Here is a 17,363-nt window from a genome sequence, read left to right on the forward strand (position 1 = left end):
CCTCTTTAGATGAGGGATAACTACCCATTAAACTATATTTTTATCTTATTCAGCTTCTTGCTCTAATAAACGAACGCCATTACCCGCTAAAAAGTGATCTGGCTGAATTTCAGTTGCTTTCTTAAATAAAGCGAGAGCCTTCTCATTATTTTCCTCAAATACGTACGCAACACCTAAATTGTAATACGCATCTGCATGCTCTTCATCCATTTCTAATACCTTTTCAAAATAAGGTTTCGCCTCTTGAATGTGTTCTAGTCGAGCGAAGCAAAGTCCGCACTGGAATACAGCTTCCACATCGTTTTCATCTAATTCTGTTGCTCTTTGTAAGAATGGTAGTGCAAGACGATCATTTCCAAGCTGTACATGTGTGATACCTAACATAAATGTTACATCAGCTGATTGTAATCCAGCTTGCATTGCTTGTTCAAATACAGCTTTCGCCTCAGTAAATTGCTCTTGGCCATAATATACATTTCCTAAACCATAATAGGCAGCTGCAGATTTATCATCTAACTCTAGTGCACGTTTATAAAATAAAATCGCTCGTTCGCTATCACCTAATACGTCTAATAAATTTGCAAAATTAATGTATCCAAGCGCATCTTTTGGATTTTCTTCGATTGCTTCTGTAAAATTTTTAGCTGCTTCTTCCCAATTTCCTTCTTGCATATATTGAATACCTGTTTCAAGTTTGTTTGACATGTCCTTCACCTCTACAACAAATTATAACAAAGAATGTATTTTCCAAGCGAACGAAAATTCGCTTTATGTAAAAGAAACCTCTAACCGCTAATCGGCAGAGGCTTCTCATTTATCCTAAATAATCCAATTTCTTACCACTACGGTATACTTCATCAATTGTAGCACCGCCTAAGCACTCATCTCCATCATAGAACACAACTGCTTGTCCTGGTGTAATTGCACGAATTGGCTCATCACAAAGAATACGAACTGTATTTTCATCAACGATTTGAACCGTTACTTTATTGTCTTCTTGACGATAACGGAATTTCGCCGTGCACTTAAATTCTGTTTCTTTTACTTTGTTACTTACCCATCCTACATTCGTAGCAATAACTTCATCACCATATAGAAGTTCGTTATGGAATCCTTGATCAACATATAAAATGTTTTCTTTCAAGTTTTTCCCAACAGCAAACCACGGATCACCGTTACCACCAATTCCAAGTCCATGACGTTGTCCAATTGTATAGTACATTAAACCGTCATGCTTTCCTTTCACTTCACCAGATAATGTTTGCATTACACCTGGTTGCGCTGGTAAGTAGTTACTTAAGAAATCTTTAAAGTTACGCTCACCAATGAAGCAAATACCTGTACTATCTTTTTTCGCCGCTGTCGCTAAGCCAGCTTCTTTCGCCATTTCACGAATTTGCGGTTTCTTTAATTCACCTAACGGGAACATTGTTTTTGATAATTGCTCTTGGCTTAATTGATTTAAGAAGTATGTTTGATCTTTATTGTCATCAACGCCGCGAAGCATTTTATATTCGCCGTCCATATAAGCAACGCGTGCATAATGGCCTGTTGCTACATAATCAGCACCAAGCGCAATTGCATGCTCTAAAAATGCTTTAAATTTAATTTCTTTATTACACATTACATCTGGATTTGGTGTACGACCAGCTCGGTACTCATCTAAGAAGTACGTAAATACTTTATCCCAGTATTGTTTTTCAAAGTTTACTGCATAATACGGAATACCGATTTGGTTACACACTTCAATTACATCATTGTAATCTTCAGTTGCTGTGCAGACACCATTCTCATCTGTATCATCCCAGTTTTTCATAAAAATTCCGATTACATCATAACCTTGCTCTTTTAATAAAAGTGCTGCTACAGATGAATCGACGCCACCGGACATTCCGATGACAACGCGTGTTTCGTGAGGTAGTTTGTTCATCATGTCACCTCCCATGCTAATTTTGTGTTAATCGCTTCACGATTTTCACTGTTTCGTACGCCGCTTTTTCAATTTGCTCTTTCGTATTTCCAAGTCCAAAACTAAAGCGTACGGATGAACGTATTTGATCGGAGTCTTTTCCAAACATCCCTACTAATACATGTGATGGATCAATCGAACCAGCTGTACAAGCAGAACCACTTGATACTGCAATGCCAGCTAGGTCTAAGTTCACAAGAAACGGTTCAATGTTCATTCCTGTAAAACTTACATTAAGCACATGCGGTAAGCGATGTTCTAAGTTTCCGTTTACCTCGAAAGTAATGCCTTCATTTTTGAAGACAGATACCATTATATCTTTAAACTCTTCATATTGGGCATTTTTTTGCTCACGAGTTTTTTCAGCAATAAGAATTGCATGCTGAAGCCCAGCAATACTAGGCACATTTTCCGTACCAGCACGGCGTTTTCTTTCTTGCTCTCCGCCTATTAATAACGGCTCAAATTTCACATTTGCACCAGCGTATAAGAACCCTACACCTTTTGGTCCGTTAATTTTATGGGCTGAAATGGATAATAAATCAATACCAAACTCTTTCACATCAATTTCTACCAAACCATAAGCTTGTACCGCATCTGTATGGAAATAAGCTTGATGCTCCTTTAGTAGCTTTCCTATTTCTACAATTGGTTGCATTGTCCCTACTTCATTATTCCCAAACATAACAGATACAAGAATCGTCTCTTCGGTTAATGCCTTTTGTATGTCAGAAACTCGAATGCGCCCTGTTTCATCGACAGGTAAATATGTCACTTCAAACCCTTCACGCTCTAACAATTCGCACGTATGCAAAATCGCATGATGTTCAATTTGCGTCGTTATAATGTGATTACCTTTATGACGGTTCGCACGTGCTACACCTATAAGCGCTAAATTATCAGCTTCTGTACCACCGCTCGTAAATATAATTTCATTCGGATTCGCATGAATACTGCGTGCACACACTCGTCTCGCCTCATCTACTGTGTGACGAGTTTGACGTCCATAAAAGTGAATACTAGACGGGTTCCCGAATATTTCTGTCATATATGGAATCATCTTTTCGACCACTTCTGGGTGAGTCGGAGATGTCGCAGCATGATCTAAGTAAATGCGTTCCATTAAATCTCCTTCTTTCCAAATCGTTTCACAAGGAATTAAATGTAAAACATATAGCCCCCGTGATTTTCTTCCTCATAACGTACTAAATCTTCTAACGTTGTACTATCTAACACTTCTTGCACCGCATCACGAACACGCATCCATAACTGGCGCTGTGCTGGCTCTTCTTCTTCTATCATTTCTACAACACTAATCGGTCCCTCTAATACACGGATCACATCCCCAGCTGTAATGTTAGCTGGTTGATCAGATAATACATATCCGCCATATGCACCTCGCGTACTCTTCACAAGACGAGCGTTACGAAGTGGTGAAATTAATTGCTCTAAGTAATGCTCCGATAAGTCATGCGCCTGCGCAATTGATTTTAATGAAATCGGACCTTCACCAAACTTTTTTGCAAGATCGATCATAATTGTTAAGCCATAGCGGCCCTTTGTTGAAATCTTCATCTATTTTGCACCTCTTTTCAAATTTTCACTTCTATTGGTTATATCTTATTTATAAAAAGAACACAATTTAAAATCCTATGAAATTATAGCATAATATAGTATTATAAGAAATTTCAACTTGTGTATCAAAATGATAACATAAAATCACATTGAAAAACTCGGGAATTATTACAATTGAAAGAAAAATGAAAATATTCATCTTCATTTTTCCCATAAAACAGCATACTATTTCAAATTCCATAGAAAAAAATGATACGATAGAACGAGATTATATGTTAAGGGAGACGGTCTAAATGAAACAACCACTCGCACATCGAATGCGCCCTACAAATATTCAAGAAATTATTGGGCAACAGCATTTAGTTGGTGAAGGAAAGATTTTATGGCGAATGGTCCAAGCAAATCATTTTCAATCTATGATTTTATACGGTCCTCCAGGTACAGGAAAAACATCCATTGCCAGTGCAATTGCAGGAAGTACCGGTACCCCGTTTCGTCTATTAAACGCTGTTACTCACAATAAAAAAGATATGGAAGTTGTCGTACAAGAAGCGAAGATGCATCGACACCTCGTTTTAATTTTAGATGAAGTTCACCGTCTAGATAAAGCAAAGCAAGACTTTCTATTACCTCATTTAGAAAGCGGACTTCTTACTTTAATTGGTGCAACGACAAGTAATCCATTCCATGCAATAAACTCCGCTATTCGAAGCAGATGTCAAATTTTCGAATTACACGCACTAACAGAAGATGATATTTTAATTGGGTTAAAAAGAGCTTTAGAAGATAAAGAAAAAGGCCTTGGAGAATATGCTGTAACGATAACAGATGAAGCACTACATCACTTTGCAAACGCCTCTGGTGGTGATATGCGTTCCGCTTATAACGCACTTGAGCTTGCTGTATTATCCAGCTTTACTACAGACGATCAAGCGGCTGAAATCACACTCGAGATTGCAGAAGAATGCTTACAAAAGAAGAGCTTCGTTCACGACAAAGGCGGCGATGCTCATTATGACGTATTATCAGCATTTCAAAAATCAGTGCGCGGAAGTGATGTAAATGCAGCGCTCCATTATTTAGCACGCCTTATTGAAGCAGGTGATTTACAAAGTATTGGCAGACGCCTTCTTATTATGGCTTATGAAGATATTGGACTTGCTAGCCCACAAGCTGGACCGCGTACACTAGCTGCAATTGAATCAGCTGAACGAGTCGGATTCCCAGAAGCACGCATCCCACTTGCAAATGCCGTTATCGAGCTATGCTTATCACCAAAATCAAATTCAGCTTATAAAGCACTCGATGCAGCACTACATGATTTACGTAACGATCAAACAGGTGATATTCCAAGCCATTTAAAAGATAGTCATTACAAAGGCGCAGAATCACTTGGAAGAGGCATTGGATATTTATATCCACACGACCATCCAAACGGCTGGGTAAGGCAACAATACTTACCTGATAAAATAAAAAACAAGCAATATTATAAACCGAAAACGACAGGGAAATTTGAGCAAGCACTTTCTACTGTTTATGAAAGATTACAAACTTCGAATAAAACGAAAAATAAAGGGTAACATAAACGAAAACGTCACCATTATGGAGGCTTCGCTTATGAAAACACGTCAAGATGCATGGACAAAAGAAGATGATCTCCTTTTAGCAGAAACTGTTTTACGACATATTCGCAGCGGAAGTACACAAATAAAAGCATTTGATGAAGTCGGCGATGCGTTGAACCGCACTTCAGCAGCTTGTGGCTTTAGATGGAATGCTGAAGTACGAGCGAATTACGAAGATGCAGTGCAGATTGCAAAAAAACAACGTAAAGAATTAAAACGTTCTGAAGCTAAAATAGAAAAAGATCAGTTCACGAAAACGAAACAACTCGTAATCGATGCTGAGTTTTCAGAAGATATTACGCCAAGTAAACAGGAACTTACAATGCAAAATGTCATCTCATTTTTGCAAAACATGGAACATAATAACCCTTCAATCGCAAAGTTGCAAACTGAAAATGATGTATTACAAAATCAGCTCACTTCCCTACAAAAAACGAATAATGAACTTGAAGCAAAATTAGCGGTACTCACAAAAAAACAACAAGCAATCGAAGAAGATTACGCGATGCTTGTTAGAATTATGGATCGTGCTCGAAAACTTGTTTCAGTCGAAGAGCAAGAAGATCAAATTGCCCCGATTTTCAAAACCGATCAAAACGGGAATTTAGATATTATTTATTCTGCAGAGAATTAAAAACAAGGATGTCACTTAGTTAAAAAAGTGACATCCTTGTTTGTTTTCGGTGAACCATATATATCGGTAATTGAAATTATATCAACGATTTTTCAAATATATCTATCGTAACTTGCAATATATCAACGATTTTTCAAATATATCTATCACAACTTGCAATATATCAACGATTCGACAAAGGATATCGATTTAACGACAAAGATTGACAATAACATTCCTCCCTGTCATACAAAGAAACGCCCAAAATAGATTGGGTAAATATAATCATTACTTACTAGCCTTGCTCACATTTGAACTAGTAGTAATGCAAATATTTTTATTTCTTTAATACATATAAAAAAGCATATATCCAAAATGGATATATGCTTTCACTTTATTCTTGCCCCACACGTTTCACTTCTACGTTTTTAATACGTTCACGTACAACGTGACTTGCCATAATTAAGCCTGCCACAGATGGTACGAATGCATTTGATGAAGGTGGTAATTTCGCTTTACGAATTTTTGCATTTTCGTCTGGTACGATCTCTTTACGTACTTCTTCACGAATTACGATTGGATTCTCGTCAGAGAAGACAACTTTTACACCTTTTTTAATACCCTCTTTACGAAGCTTCGTACGAATTACTTTCGCAATTGGATCTGTATGTGTTTTAGAGATATCCGCAATACGGAAACGAGTTGGGTCCATTTTATTTGCTGCACCCATACATGAGATAATTTTAATTTTACGACGTAAACATTGTTTAATTAAATGGATTTTGAACGTAATTGTATCAGATGCATCCACTACGAAATCTAAACCGTGTTTAAAGAACTCTTCATATGTTTCATCTGTATAAAACATTTCTAGTCCAATTACTTCACATTCCGGATTAATGTCTGCAATACGCTCTTTCATTAATTCTACTTTTGAACGTCCTACAGTAGATACTAAAGCATGAATTTGACGGTTTACGTTTGTAATATCTACAACGTCTTTATCAACTAATACGAGACGTCCTACGCCAGAACGTGCTAACGCTTCTGCCGAAAATGACCCTACGCCACCAATTCCTAAAATACCGACTGTACTATTTTTTAATATTTCAAGTCCTTCTTTACCGAAGGCTAATTCATTACGTGAAAATTGATGTAACATTCAGCTCTACACTCCTATTACAAAAATGGTCTACCATGTATTCTAGCGTTTTTCCGACTATTTGTATAGAAAAAGTTATAGAATTCCTAAAAATACATATTTCGAAAATGAAAACATAGTGTACACCGGACTTTTTAAACTTCCCTTTCAATACATGTTTAAAAAGGAGGATTCAGAGGGATGAGCAGCTCGAGGCGCTTATGCCAAGAGGAGCGCAGTGTAGCTTTAACTACTCGAGCACCGGACTAGCGAAGCAACGACGAGATGCGACCTCCATCTGAACCGGACTTTTTTAAACTTCCTCTCCAATACATGTTTAAAAAGGAGGATTCAGAGGGACGAGCAGCTCGAGGCGCTTATGCCAAGAGGAGCGCAGTGTAGCTTTAACTACTCGAGCACCGGACTGGCGAAGTAACGACGAGATGCGACCTCCATCTGAACCGGACTTTTTTAAACTTCCTCTCAAAAAAAGTCTAGACGGTTATAGTATAACCATCTAGACCCTATTCTTACTTCTCTTCTTTCAAGCTTAATTTTAAGTTCAATTCTTCAAGCTGTGCTTCTGCAACTGGGCTTGGAGCTTCTGTTAATAAGCAGCTTGCGCTTGCTGTTTTCGGGAATGCAATTGTATCACGAAGGTTCGTACGGCCGGCAAGTAACATAACAAGACGGTCTAAACCTAATGCGATTCCGCCGTGTGGTGGTGTACCGTATTCGAATGCTTCTAATAAGAATCCGAATTGCTCTTGCGCTTCTTCTTGTGAGAATCCAAGTGCTTTGAACATTTTTTCTTGTACGTCACGCTCGTAAATACGAAGTGATCCGCCACCAAGCTCATAACCGTTTAATACAAGGTCATATGCTTGTGCACGTGCTTTTTCTGGTGCTGTTTCTAGTAGCTCAACATCTTCACGGAATGGCATTGTGAATGGGTGGTGAGCTGCGAAGTAACGATCTGCATCTTCATCGTACTCAAGAAGTGGCCAATCAGTTACCCATAGGAAGTTAAATTTACTTTCGTCAATTAACTCAAGCTCTTTACCTAGACGTAAACGAAGTGCGCCTAAGCTATCTGCAACAACGCTCTTCTTATCTGCTACAAATAGTAATAAGTCGCCAGCAGTAGCTTCTAATGTAGTCATTAACACGTTTGCATCTTCTTCACCGAAGAATTTCGCAATCGGTCCTTTTAGGCCGTCTTCTTCAACTTTAAGCCAAGCTAGACCTTTTGCACCGTATACTTTCACAAATTCAGTTAATGCATCGATGTCTTTACGAGAGTATTTACTTGCAGCACCTTTTGCATTAATTGCTTTTACTTGTCCGCCGCTTTCTACAGCACTTGTAAACACTTTAAATCCACAACCTGCTGCAAACTCAGATAAGTCTGTTAGTTCCATTTCAAAGCGTGTATCTGGCTTATCAGAACCGTAGCGAGCCATTGCATCAGCATATTTCATACGAGGGAATGGTGCACTAACTTCTACACCTTTTGCATCCTTCATAACTTTCGTCATCATACGCTCCATCATATCTAAAATTTCATCTTGTGTTAAGAATGAAGCTTCGATATCGATTTGCGTGAATTCTGGTTGACGATCCGCACGTAAATCTTCGTCACGGAAACAACGTGCTACTTGATAGTAACGCTCAAATCCGCCGACCATAAGAAGCTGTTTAAATAACTGTGGTGACTGTGGTAATGCATAGAATTCACCATCATGTACACGACTTGGTACTAAATAGTCACGAGCTCCTTCTGGCGTGCTTTTCGTTAAAATTGGTGTTTCGACTTCTAAAAACTCTTCTGTATCTAAGAAATTACGAATTGTTTTTGTTACGTCGTGACGCATTTTGAATGTGTTGAACATTACAGGACGACGTAAGTCTAAATAACGATATTTTAAACGCACATCTTCTGATGCATCTGTATCATCAGCAATGATAATTGGCGTTGTTTTCGCTGCATTTAGTACATTTACTTTTGTTGCTTGTACTTCAATACGACCAGTTGCCATATTGTCATTAATTGCGCCTTCACCACGTTCAACAACTGTACCTTCTACGTGTAATACGTATTCACTACGAATTGTTTCTGCTACTTCTAACGCTTCTTTTGATGTTTCTGGGTTAAATACAACTTGTACGATACCTGTGCGGTCACGTAAATCGATAAAGATTAATCCACCTAAGTCACGGCGTTTTTGTACCCAACCTTTTAATTGAACTGTTTGTCCAACAGCTTCTACTGTTACTTTTCCACATGCATGTGTTCTTTCAGCCACTGTAAGTTCCCCCTATATTAATTTCTCTGCTACGTATGAAGCAAATACATCTAACGCTACTTCTTCTTGTTCACCTGTTGCCATATCTTTTAAGTTAATGATACCTTTATCCAGCTCATCTTCTCCTAATACAGCTACAAATTTCGCCTTTAGACGATCTGCTGATTTAAATTGTGCTTTCATTTTGCGATCTAAATAATCTTTTTCAACTGACAATCCAGCTTTACGAAGATTGAACGCAACTTTTGCAGCATGGTCTTTCGCTTTTTCACCGAGCGCTACAACGTAACAATCAATGCTATGTTCAAGTGGTAATTCAATATTTTCAGCTTTTAGCGCCATAATTAAACGTTCAATACTCATTGCAAAACCGATACCTGGCATTTCTGGTCCACCGATTTCTTGTACAAGTCCGTTATAACGGCCACCACCGCTTAATGTAGTGATCGCACCGAAACCTTCTGCCTCACTCATAATTTCAAAAACAGTGTGTTGATAGTAGTCTAAACCACGTACTAAGTTCGGATCTTTTTCAAATGGAACATCCATCATCGTTAATAGTTCTTGAACTTTGTCGTAGTATACTGCTGAATCTTCGTTTAAGTATTCTGTAATAGATGGTGCTGTTCCCATTAATTCATGGTTACGGTCTTTCTTACAGTCTAAAATTCGAAGTGGGTTCTTTTCTAAGCGAGATTGACAGTCAGAGCAGAATTCGCCGATACGTGGCTCAAAGTGTGCGATTAATGCATCACGGTGTGCTTGACGGCTCGCTGCATCACCTAAACTGTTTAATACAACTTTAATATTTTTTAAGCCCATGCCGCGGTAAAATTCAACAGCAAGTGCAATTACTTCTGCATCAATTGCAGGATCATTACTGCCGATTGCTTCGATACCGAATTGTACGAATTGACGATAGCGACCTGCTTGTGGTCTTTCATAACGGAACATTTGACCGATATAGTATAATTTCGTTGGTTGTGTTGCATCACCAAACATTTTATTTTCAACGTAAGAACGTACAACAGGTGCAGTACCTTCTGGACGTAATGTTAAGCTGCGCTCTCCACGATCTTGGAATGAGTACATTTCTTTTTGTACGATATCTGTCGTATCACCAACACCACGTAAAAATAGCTCCGTGTGCTCAAAAATTGGTGTACGAATTTCTTTATAATTGTAACGACGGCAAATTTCGCGTGCTTGCCCTTCGATATACTGCCATAACTCAACAGTGCCTGGAAGAATATCTTGCGTTCCGCGTGGGATTTGAATAGACATATTCAGTTCCTCCTCAAATTGTTTTAATCTTAATAAAAATAAAAAAACTCCCGCCTCTACTGTTTAAACAGTAGGGACGAGAGTATTATACCCGTGGTGCCACCCTAATTGAAGCACGTATGCTTCCACTTTTTTAATAACGCTTAAATATGCGTTCATCCCTACTAAGCATATATGCCGTTCAAGTTGAAACCTCTAGAGTGTCATTCAATCAGTCATCATGCAGAAATGTTTTCAGCCTAAGACATTCCTTCTCTTTCCATGTGTGTCTCATTTACTCTTCTCTATCAACGGTTATATTCATATGTAAATATAAAATTACTATACGTTTGTTAAGTAGGATTGTCAAGTGCTCTAAGAACGTTCAATCTGCTTCTTTAGACGCTTTACATCTTGAAGAGAAATCCCAAACTCGGAAGCAAGCTCCATTGAAGTATTGTTTTGCTCTTTTGAAATAAAATCATGAAAATTCACGTTAAATAGTTGATTTGCACCATTTGTAACAGAATGCCCTTTTTCATTCATGCGCATACGTATATCCCTCACATTCAATATGGATGTTTTACTTTTTATTGTTCCATATTGATGAGAGAGTTATACATAACCGAAACTGCTATTGATTCCAAATAAACATTAGTATTCGATTTATAACAATAACAATAGCCAGTCCACTTGCTAGCATATGATGCTTCAAATGATATAATGCTGCAACACCTACTCCAAATACGATAATTTCTAATAATACATGTAATATACCTTTTACTTCCCATTCTGCATGTGGAGCTCCAAATAACCCCCAAATGGCAGTAACAACAATCGGAATAATAATAGCAAGTGTAATTTTTATAGCTGTTGTTGTTCCTACTCGAAACCCCCAGTATCCAACAATCCCAAGAATACATAACTCTAGCATAAAACGTAAAGCTATATTAAATTCTTGAAGCATACTACACCTTCTTTTCCTTTTATTCCCCTTCAAATTAATCGTATGATAAATGAACAAAACATACAACAATGTATAAAAAAGAGAGGATTATATAACCCTCTCTTTTTTATCAACACTATTTACTTTCTACAATTAAGGTCACCGGACCATCATTGATTAAAGAAACGTCCATCATTGCTCCGAATTTCCCTGTTTCTACATGCAATCCTTGTTTGCGAACTTCTTCATTAAAGAAATCGTATAAACGCTCTGCATAGTCAGGTTTCGCAGCATCCATAAAGTTTGGACGTCTCCCCTTGCGACAATCTCCGTATAATGTGAATTGCGAAATAGATAGAACTTGTCCTTCTACATCAAGTACAGAATGATTCATCTTTCCGCTCTCATCTTCAAAAATACGTAAGTTTGAAATTTTTTCCGCAATGTAAGTTGCATCTTTTTCTGTATCTTCGTGCGTAATGCCAACTAGTAATGTTAAACCGAACGGAATTTGTCCTACGATCTCACCGTCTACCGTGACAGACGCTTTCTTTGATCGTTGTAAAACAACTCTCATCTTTCTACACTCCCTATTAATGCATCATGCGTCGTACTGCATAAATTTCCGGAACACGTTTAATGCGTTCTACTACTTTTTTCAAATGTTGTAAGTTACGAATTGAGATTGACATATTAATTGTCGCCATCTTATTACGGTCACTTCTACCAGAAACAGCTGAAATGTACGTTTTCGTCTCTGTAACAGCTTGCAGTACTTCATTTAATAAACCACGGCGATCGTAACCTGAAATTTCAATATCAACGTTATACTCAATTTCTTTTTCAGGGCTACCTTCCCACTCTACTTCTAATAATCTTTCTACAGCTTCTTCTGTATGAACATTTACACAATCACGGCGGTGAATCGATACGCCTCGGCCTTTTGTAATATATCCAACGATATCATCGCCCGGAACTGGGTTACAGCATTTCGATAAACGGATTAATAAATTATCAGCACCGCTTACTTTTACACCAGAATCCCATTTTCGAATTTTCATCGGTTTACGAACTTCTTTAACTTCAACAATCTCTTCTTCTTCGCGTTGTTTGCGGAACTTGTCCGTTAGTCGCGTAACAATTTGCGAAGCTGTAATTCCGCTATATCCAACTGCTGCAAACATATCTTCTTCATTTGCAAAGTTAAATTTCTCAGCGACGCGTTTTAAGTTATCAGGCGCTAATACTTCTTTCATCTCATACTCTAGACCACGTACTTCCTTTTCAACAAGTTCACGGCCTTTTTCAATATTTTCGTCTCTACGTTGTTTCTTAAAGAATTGACGAATTTTATTTTTTGCATGAGATGTTTGAGCAAGTTTTACCCAATCTTGACTTGGGCCATAGGAATGTTTCGACGTTAAAATTTCAATGATGTCGCCTGTTTTTAATTTATAATCCAGCGTCACCATTTTACCGTTTACTTTTGCACCAATTGTTTTATTCCCAATTTCCGAATGGACACGATACGCGAAATCAATTGGAACCGATCCAAGTGGTAATTCCATTACATCGCCTTTCGGTGTAAAGACGAATACCATGTCAGAGAATAAATCAATTTTTAATGACTCCATAAATTCTTCTGCATTAGAAGCTTCATTTTGCCATTCTAATATTTGACGGAACCATGTGAGTTTCTTCTCTAATGTACCTGTTGTTTCTGCTGTTTTTCCTTCTTTATACGCCCAGTGTGCCGCGATCCCGAATTCTGCAATTTCGTGCATTTCTTTCGTACGAATTTGCACTTCAAGTGGGTCACCTTTCGGTCCAATTACGGTCGTATGAAGAGATTGATATAGATTTGCTTTTGGCATTGCAATATAATCTTTAAAACGACCTGGCATCGGCTTCCAGCACGTATGAATAATTCCAAGCACCGCATAACAATCTTTAATACTATTTACAACAACACGTACAGCTAATAAATCGTAAATTTCATTGAACTGCTTATTTTGCAGTGCCATTTTACGATAAATACTGTAAATATGTTTCGGTCTTCCAGAAATCTCAGGTTGAATTGCAACTTCTTTTAATTTCTCACGAATACCAGTCATTACTTCGTCTAAATATTCTTCACGTTCTGCACGTTTACGCTTCATTAAATTTACAATACGATAATATTGCTGTGGATTTAAATAGCGAAGTGACGTATCCTCTAGCTCCCATTTAATAGTACTAATTCCGAGTCTATGTGCTAAAGGTGCAAAGATTTCTAACGTTTCATTCGCTATGCGACGCTGCTTCTCTTGAGGCAAATGTTTCAATGTACGCATGTTATGAAGACGATCAGCTAGTTTAATTAAAATAACTCTAATATCTTGAGCCATTGCAATAAACATTTTGCGATGGTTTTCTGCTTGTTGTTGTTCGTGAGATTTATATTTGATTTTCCCAAGCTTTGTAACACCATCAACAAGCATAGCAATTTCTTTGTTAAATTCCCGTTCAATATCTTCTAACGTAATCTCTGTATCTTCCACTACATCATGTAAGAAACCTGCTGATACCGTAGCTGGATCCATGTGTAAATCAACTAAAATACCTGCAACTTGAATCGGATGAATAATATACGGTTCACCCGATTTTCTATATTGTTCGCTATGCGCATCACGTGCATATTCATAGGCACGTGCCACTAGCTCAATATCTTCATCCGCTAAATATTGACTTGCTTTCTCGAGTACCTGTTCAGCTGTTAGTACCTGCTCATTTGCCATCGAATCACCTTTTATTGAAAATTGACTTTATCTTTATTTAATAGAATAAATTATATTCTATCATTATAACCCAATGATTGTGAATTGTGAAAAGGAAAAGATTTTACTGACATTTCACCATGATTTTTTGTTCAATTATACAAAAGTACCCGCTCCTCTCCAAGAGATTCACGGGTACTTTTTATCACCGTAGTTTTACCTATATAGTGATTAGTATTTTTCTAATACTAATACATCGTAACCATCTAACATTTTACGACCATCTAAGTAAGTAAGCTCTACTAAGAATGCAATTCCTGCTACAACTCCGCCTAGCTCTTCAACTAACTTAATTGTCGCTTCGATTGTTCCACCTGTAGCTAATAGATCATCTGTAATTAATACGCGTTGACCTGGCTTAATTGCATCTTTATGGATTGTTAAAACATCTTTACCATATTCTTTACCGTAGTCAACTGTAATTACTTCACGTGGTAATTTCCCTAATTTACGAACTGGTGCAAATCCTACTTCTAACGCATAAGAAACTGGGCAACCGATAATGAAACCACGAGCTTCTGGTCCTACTACAACATCGATATCTCTTTCTTTTGCGTACTCAACGATTGCATCTGTTGCTGCTTTGTATGCTTTACCGTCATTCATTAAAGGTGTAATGTCTTTGAACACAATACCTTCTTTCGGATAATCCGGTACAATTGCGATATGTTGCTTGAAATCCATATTTCTGAATCCTCCTCAGATCTAAAAGGTTTGTAAATACAAATCCTTTACCCTAACTGTTCTACTTCTTTATGATTACGAATCGTTTCAAACCATGTATATAGTTGCTGATATGTGCTATAAACCAATTCTTTTTCTAATTGTAAGTGGTTCATTTTCTCACGATATGTGTTCGATTCAATTAAATCACGCTTTTGTTTTTTGTCTGCCATAAAAATGACGCCATCTTTTATTGTAACAAATTCTAACTCAAAAAACACCTGTGTCATGAAATTTACTGTATCTTTTGACCAACCTTTATGACGACATAGTTGTTCTCCATATTGTCTTAAAGAAAATGGTGTTTTTTGGCTTAAGAAAGAATAGTACCATTTAAAGTGTTCTCTCGTAGGAACTGTACTAAATAGATGGTTATTTTCTTGATAAAACAGCGTATAAATTCGCGCTGGGAATCCTACTTTAAATAACTCACGTAATTCATCTGTTCCGTTTGGCAAATCGAGTAACACGATGTATTGATCATCTAAATGCGTTACTTCTGACGCATGCATAAGCTTTTCTTTATAGTCCTCTAAAGAAAATTTATTCAATACCTCTTCAGAAAAATACACCATTGTTATTTTTTCTTTCGGAAGTTCTGCTAAATTTGCTTCTGCATTACGCATACTACGCCAATCAAATAGTTGCCACGCCTCTACAGCAATATCTTGTACCATTAATTGCGGCTTCTTAAAATTATTCCATTCATTGATAGATGCTTCTCCTATTACAGATACTTTTGCAACTGGAGAGATTTCTTTCGCATATGCACCGAAACCGAATCCAATTGTATCCAGTGTTGCTTGTCCATCACGAAGAGCCATTTTTAAATGAGAGCCATCTGATCCGATTGCGCGAATACTTTCTAACTCTGCATCTTTCACTGCAATACGTGGTTTCGGATTTCCAACACCAAATGGTGCTAACTTCTGCATATCTTCAATTGCCGCTAGCGTTACATCCTCCACTTTACAAAAAACATCAACTGCTGTAATTGGAATAAAATCTTCTTCTGTTAAAATTGCATCTGCCTGTTCATTTAAGCGACGGCGTAATTCATCTACATCATTCATATGTAGCGTCATCCCAGCTGCCATCGGATGCCCTCCGAAGTGTGGCAATAACTCTCTACAATCTGATAAATTTGCAAACAAATCAAATCCTGCAATACTACGCGCTGAGCCTTTTGCTGTTTCTTTTATAGGATCAATGCATAATACAATAGTCGGACGATAAAAACGTTCAACTAATTTAGAAGCGACAATCCCAATTACACCTGGATTCCAACCTTCTTTTGCAAGTACTAATACTTTGTTTTCTTCTGGCGGAAAGTTATTTTCAACTTCAGCGATAGCCTCTTCGGTAATTTGCTTTACAATATCTTTTCGCAGTTTGTTCAGCTCATCAATTTCTTCGGCCAACTCTTTCGCTTCCTCAGGATCATCTGATAATAAAAGGTGTACAGCCGGCGTTGCATCTTCTAAACGCCCGACCGCATTAATACGCGGTGCAATTGAGAAGCCAATACTCTCTTCTGTAATTTCACTTTGCGAAACGTTAGCAACTTTAAACAATGCCTTCAAACCGATATTTTTCGTCATACGCATATGTTTTAAACCGCGTTTCACTAGCAACCTATTTTCACCATGAAGTGATACTAAATCGGCTACTGTACCGATTACTGCAATCTCTAATAAATGTTCTGGTACACGGCCTAATAGTGCATGCGCAACTTTAAACGCAACACCTACACCAGCTAAATAGTGAAACGGATATACACCGCCATCTAATTTCGGATGTATAATCGCAAGTGCTTCTGGCAATTCTGGCGGTGGCTCATGGTGATCTGTAATAATTAGATCTATTCCAAGCTCCTTTGCTACATTCGCTTCATGTACTGCTGCGATGCCAGTGTCGACAGTAATAATCAGTGAGAACCCTGCGCTATGCGCCCAACGAAACGCTTCTTCGTTCGGTCCATACCCTTCTGTAAAACGATTTGGAATGTAAAATTCTACTTCTGCACCTAATTCTTGAAGAGCAAGATATAAAACCGTCGTACTACTTACTCCGTCCGCATCGTAATCACCAAATATTAATATTTGCTCTCCATTTTGAATCGCCTTATTTACACGTTCTACCGTTCTATCCATTCCTTCTAATAAAAATGGATCATGAAATTCTTGATTTTCTGTATTTAAAAAATCTAAAATCTTATCTTCTGTATCTAGTCCTCTACCGAGGAATAATGAAACGACAAGTGGCGATAACTGTAATTTACTTGCTAATTCACTCACTCGCTCGTCATTATATTCTTTTTCTTTCCAACGCGTCTTCGGTTGTAACACGAAATCACCCCTTAACCTGTTTATTATACAAGACAGAT

15 protein-coding genes and 1 other annotated feature are annotated in these 17,363 nt (G+C 37.7%); of the genes, 2 read left to right on the plus strand and 13 right to left on the minus strand.

Annotation, left to right across the window (positions count from 1 at the left end; all coding sequences use genetic code 11):
- Nucleotides 1–45 precede the first annotated feature (45 nt).
- The 4 genes from AC0ONG_RS20695 to cymR form a co-directional block, all read right to left on the minus strand.
- On the minus strand, nt 46–705 hold the full coding sequence (locus tag AC0ONG_RS20695) for a tetratricopeptide repeat protein (protein WP_000066406.1): 660 nt from the start codon (nt 703–705) through the stop codon (nt 46–48).
- 109 nt (nt 706–814) lie between these two features.
- Nucleotides 815–1,930, minus strand: coding sequence for a tRNA 2-thiouridine(34) synthase MnmA (gene mnmA / locus AC0ONG_RS20700; protein ID WP_001038011.1), 1,116 nt, complete (start codon nt 1,928–1,930; stop codon nt 815–817).
- Between the two features lie 16 nt (nt 1,931–1,946).
- A complete protein-coding gene (locus AC0ONG_RS20705; RefSeq protein ID WP_000439896.1) occupies nt 1,947–3,092 on the minus strand; it encodes a cysteine desulfurase family protein in 1,146 nt (381 codons plus the stop codon).
- A 35-nt stretch (nt 3,093–3,127) separates the two neighbouring features.
- The gene (cymR, locus tag AC0ONG_RS20710) at nt 3,128–3,544 is read right to left on the minus strand and encodes a cysteine metabolism transcriptional regulator CymR (RefSeq protein ID WP_000704116.1); all 417 of its coding nucleotides are present in this window, start codon (nt 3,542–3,544) and stop codon (nt 3,128–3,130) included.
- Nucleotides 3,545–3,837: 293 nt separating this feature from the next.
- On the opposite strand from cymR, the gene AC0ONG_RS20715 reads away from it, so the two are divergent.
- Nucleotides 3,838–5,124: a replication-associated recombination protein A gene (locus tag AC0ONG_RS20715; RefSeq protein WP_000812912.1), complete on the plus strand. Its 1,287-nt coding sequence runs from the start codon at nt 3,838–3,840 to the stop codon at nt 5,122–5,124.
- 37 nt (nt 5,125–5,161) lie between these two features.
- A complete protein-coding gene (locus AC0ONG_RS20720) occupies nt 5,162–5,803 on the plus strand; it encodes an RsfA family transcriptional regulator (RefSeq protein ID WP_000857697.1) in 642 nt (213 codons plus the stop codon).
- Between the two features lie 373 nt (nt 5,804–6,176).
- Here the strand turns inward: AC0ONG_RS20720 and AC0ONG_RS20725 are convergent, their stop codons facing one another.
- From AC0ONG_RS20725 to recJ, 9 genes are all read right to left on the minus strand, one after another.
- Nucleotides 6,177–6,944, minus strand: coding sequence for a tRNA threonylcarbamoyladenosine dehydratase (locus AC0ONG_RS20725; RefSeq protein WP_000903182.1), 768 nt, complete (start codon nt 6,942–6,944; stop codon nt 6,177–6,179).
- Nucleotides 6,945–7,453: 509 nt separating this feature from the next.
- Nucleotides 7,454–9,229 (minus strand): aspartate--tRNA ligase, encoded by a 1,776-nt coding sequence (gene aspS / locus AC0ONG_RS20730; RefSeq protein WP_000840901.1) that lies wholly within the window; start codon nt 9,227–9,229, stop codon nt 7,454–7,456.
- A 12-nt stretch (nt 9,230–9,241) separates the two neighbouring features.
- A complete protein-coding gene (hisS, locus tag AC0ONG_RS20735; protein ID WP_000027086.1) occupies nt 9,242–10,513 on the minus strand; it encodes a histidine--tRNA ligase in 1,272 nt (423 codons plus the stop codon).
- Between the two features lie 69 nt (nt 10,514–10,582).
- Nucleotides 10,583–10,813, minus strand: a binding site (T-box leader).
- Nucleotides 10,814–10,867: 54 nt separating this feature from the next.
- Nucleotides 10,868–11,044, minus strand: a complete 177-nt coding sequence (locus AC0ONG_RS20740; protein WP_001242605.1) for a hypothetical protein — start codon at nt 11,042–11,044, stop codon at nt 10,868–10,870.
- A gap of 82 nt (nt 11,045–11,126) precedes the next feature.
- Nucleotides 11,127–11,459 (minus strand): YrdB family protein, encoded by a 333-nt coding sequence (locus AC0ONG_RS20745; protein WP_000938751.1) that lies wholly within the window; start codon nt 11,457–11,459, stop codon nt 11,127–11,129.
- Between the two features lie 115 nt (nt 11,460–11,574).
- Complete coding sequence (locus AC0ONG_RS20750) at nt 11,575–12,015, minus strand: D-tyrosyl-tRNA(Tyr) deacylase (RefSeq protein ID WP_001266969.1); 441 nt, start codon at nt 12,013–12,015, stop codon at nt 11,575–11,577.
- Between the two features lie 16 nt (nt 12,016–12,031).
- On the minus strand, nt 12,032–14,215 hold the full coding sequence (gene relA / locus AC0ONG_RS20755; RefSeq protein WP_001262795.1) for a GTP diphosphokinase: 2,184 nt from the start codon (nt 14,213–14,215) through the stop codon (nt 12,032–12,034).
- A 210-nt stretch (nt 14,216–14,425) separates the two neighbouring features.
- Nucleotides 14,426–14,938, minus strand: a complete 513-nt coding sequence (locus tag AC0ONG_RS20760; RefSeq protein ID WP_000346215.1) for an adenine phosphoribosyltransferase — start codon at nt 14,936–14,938, stop codon at nt 14,426–14,428.
- A gap of 47 nt (nt 14,939–14,985) precedes the next feature.
- A complete protein-coding gene (recJ, locus tag AC0ONG_RS20765; protein WP_016077246.1) occupies nt 14,986–17,325 on the minus strand; it encodes a single-stranded-DNA-specific exonuclease RecJ in 2,340 nt (779 codons plus the stop codon).
- Nucleotides 17,326–17,363: the final 38 nt, after the last annotated feature.

This window comes from Bacillus sp. TCT6 (genome assembly GCF_056033845.1).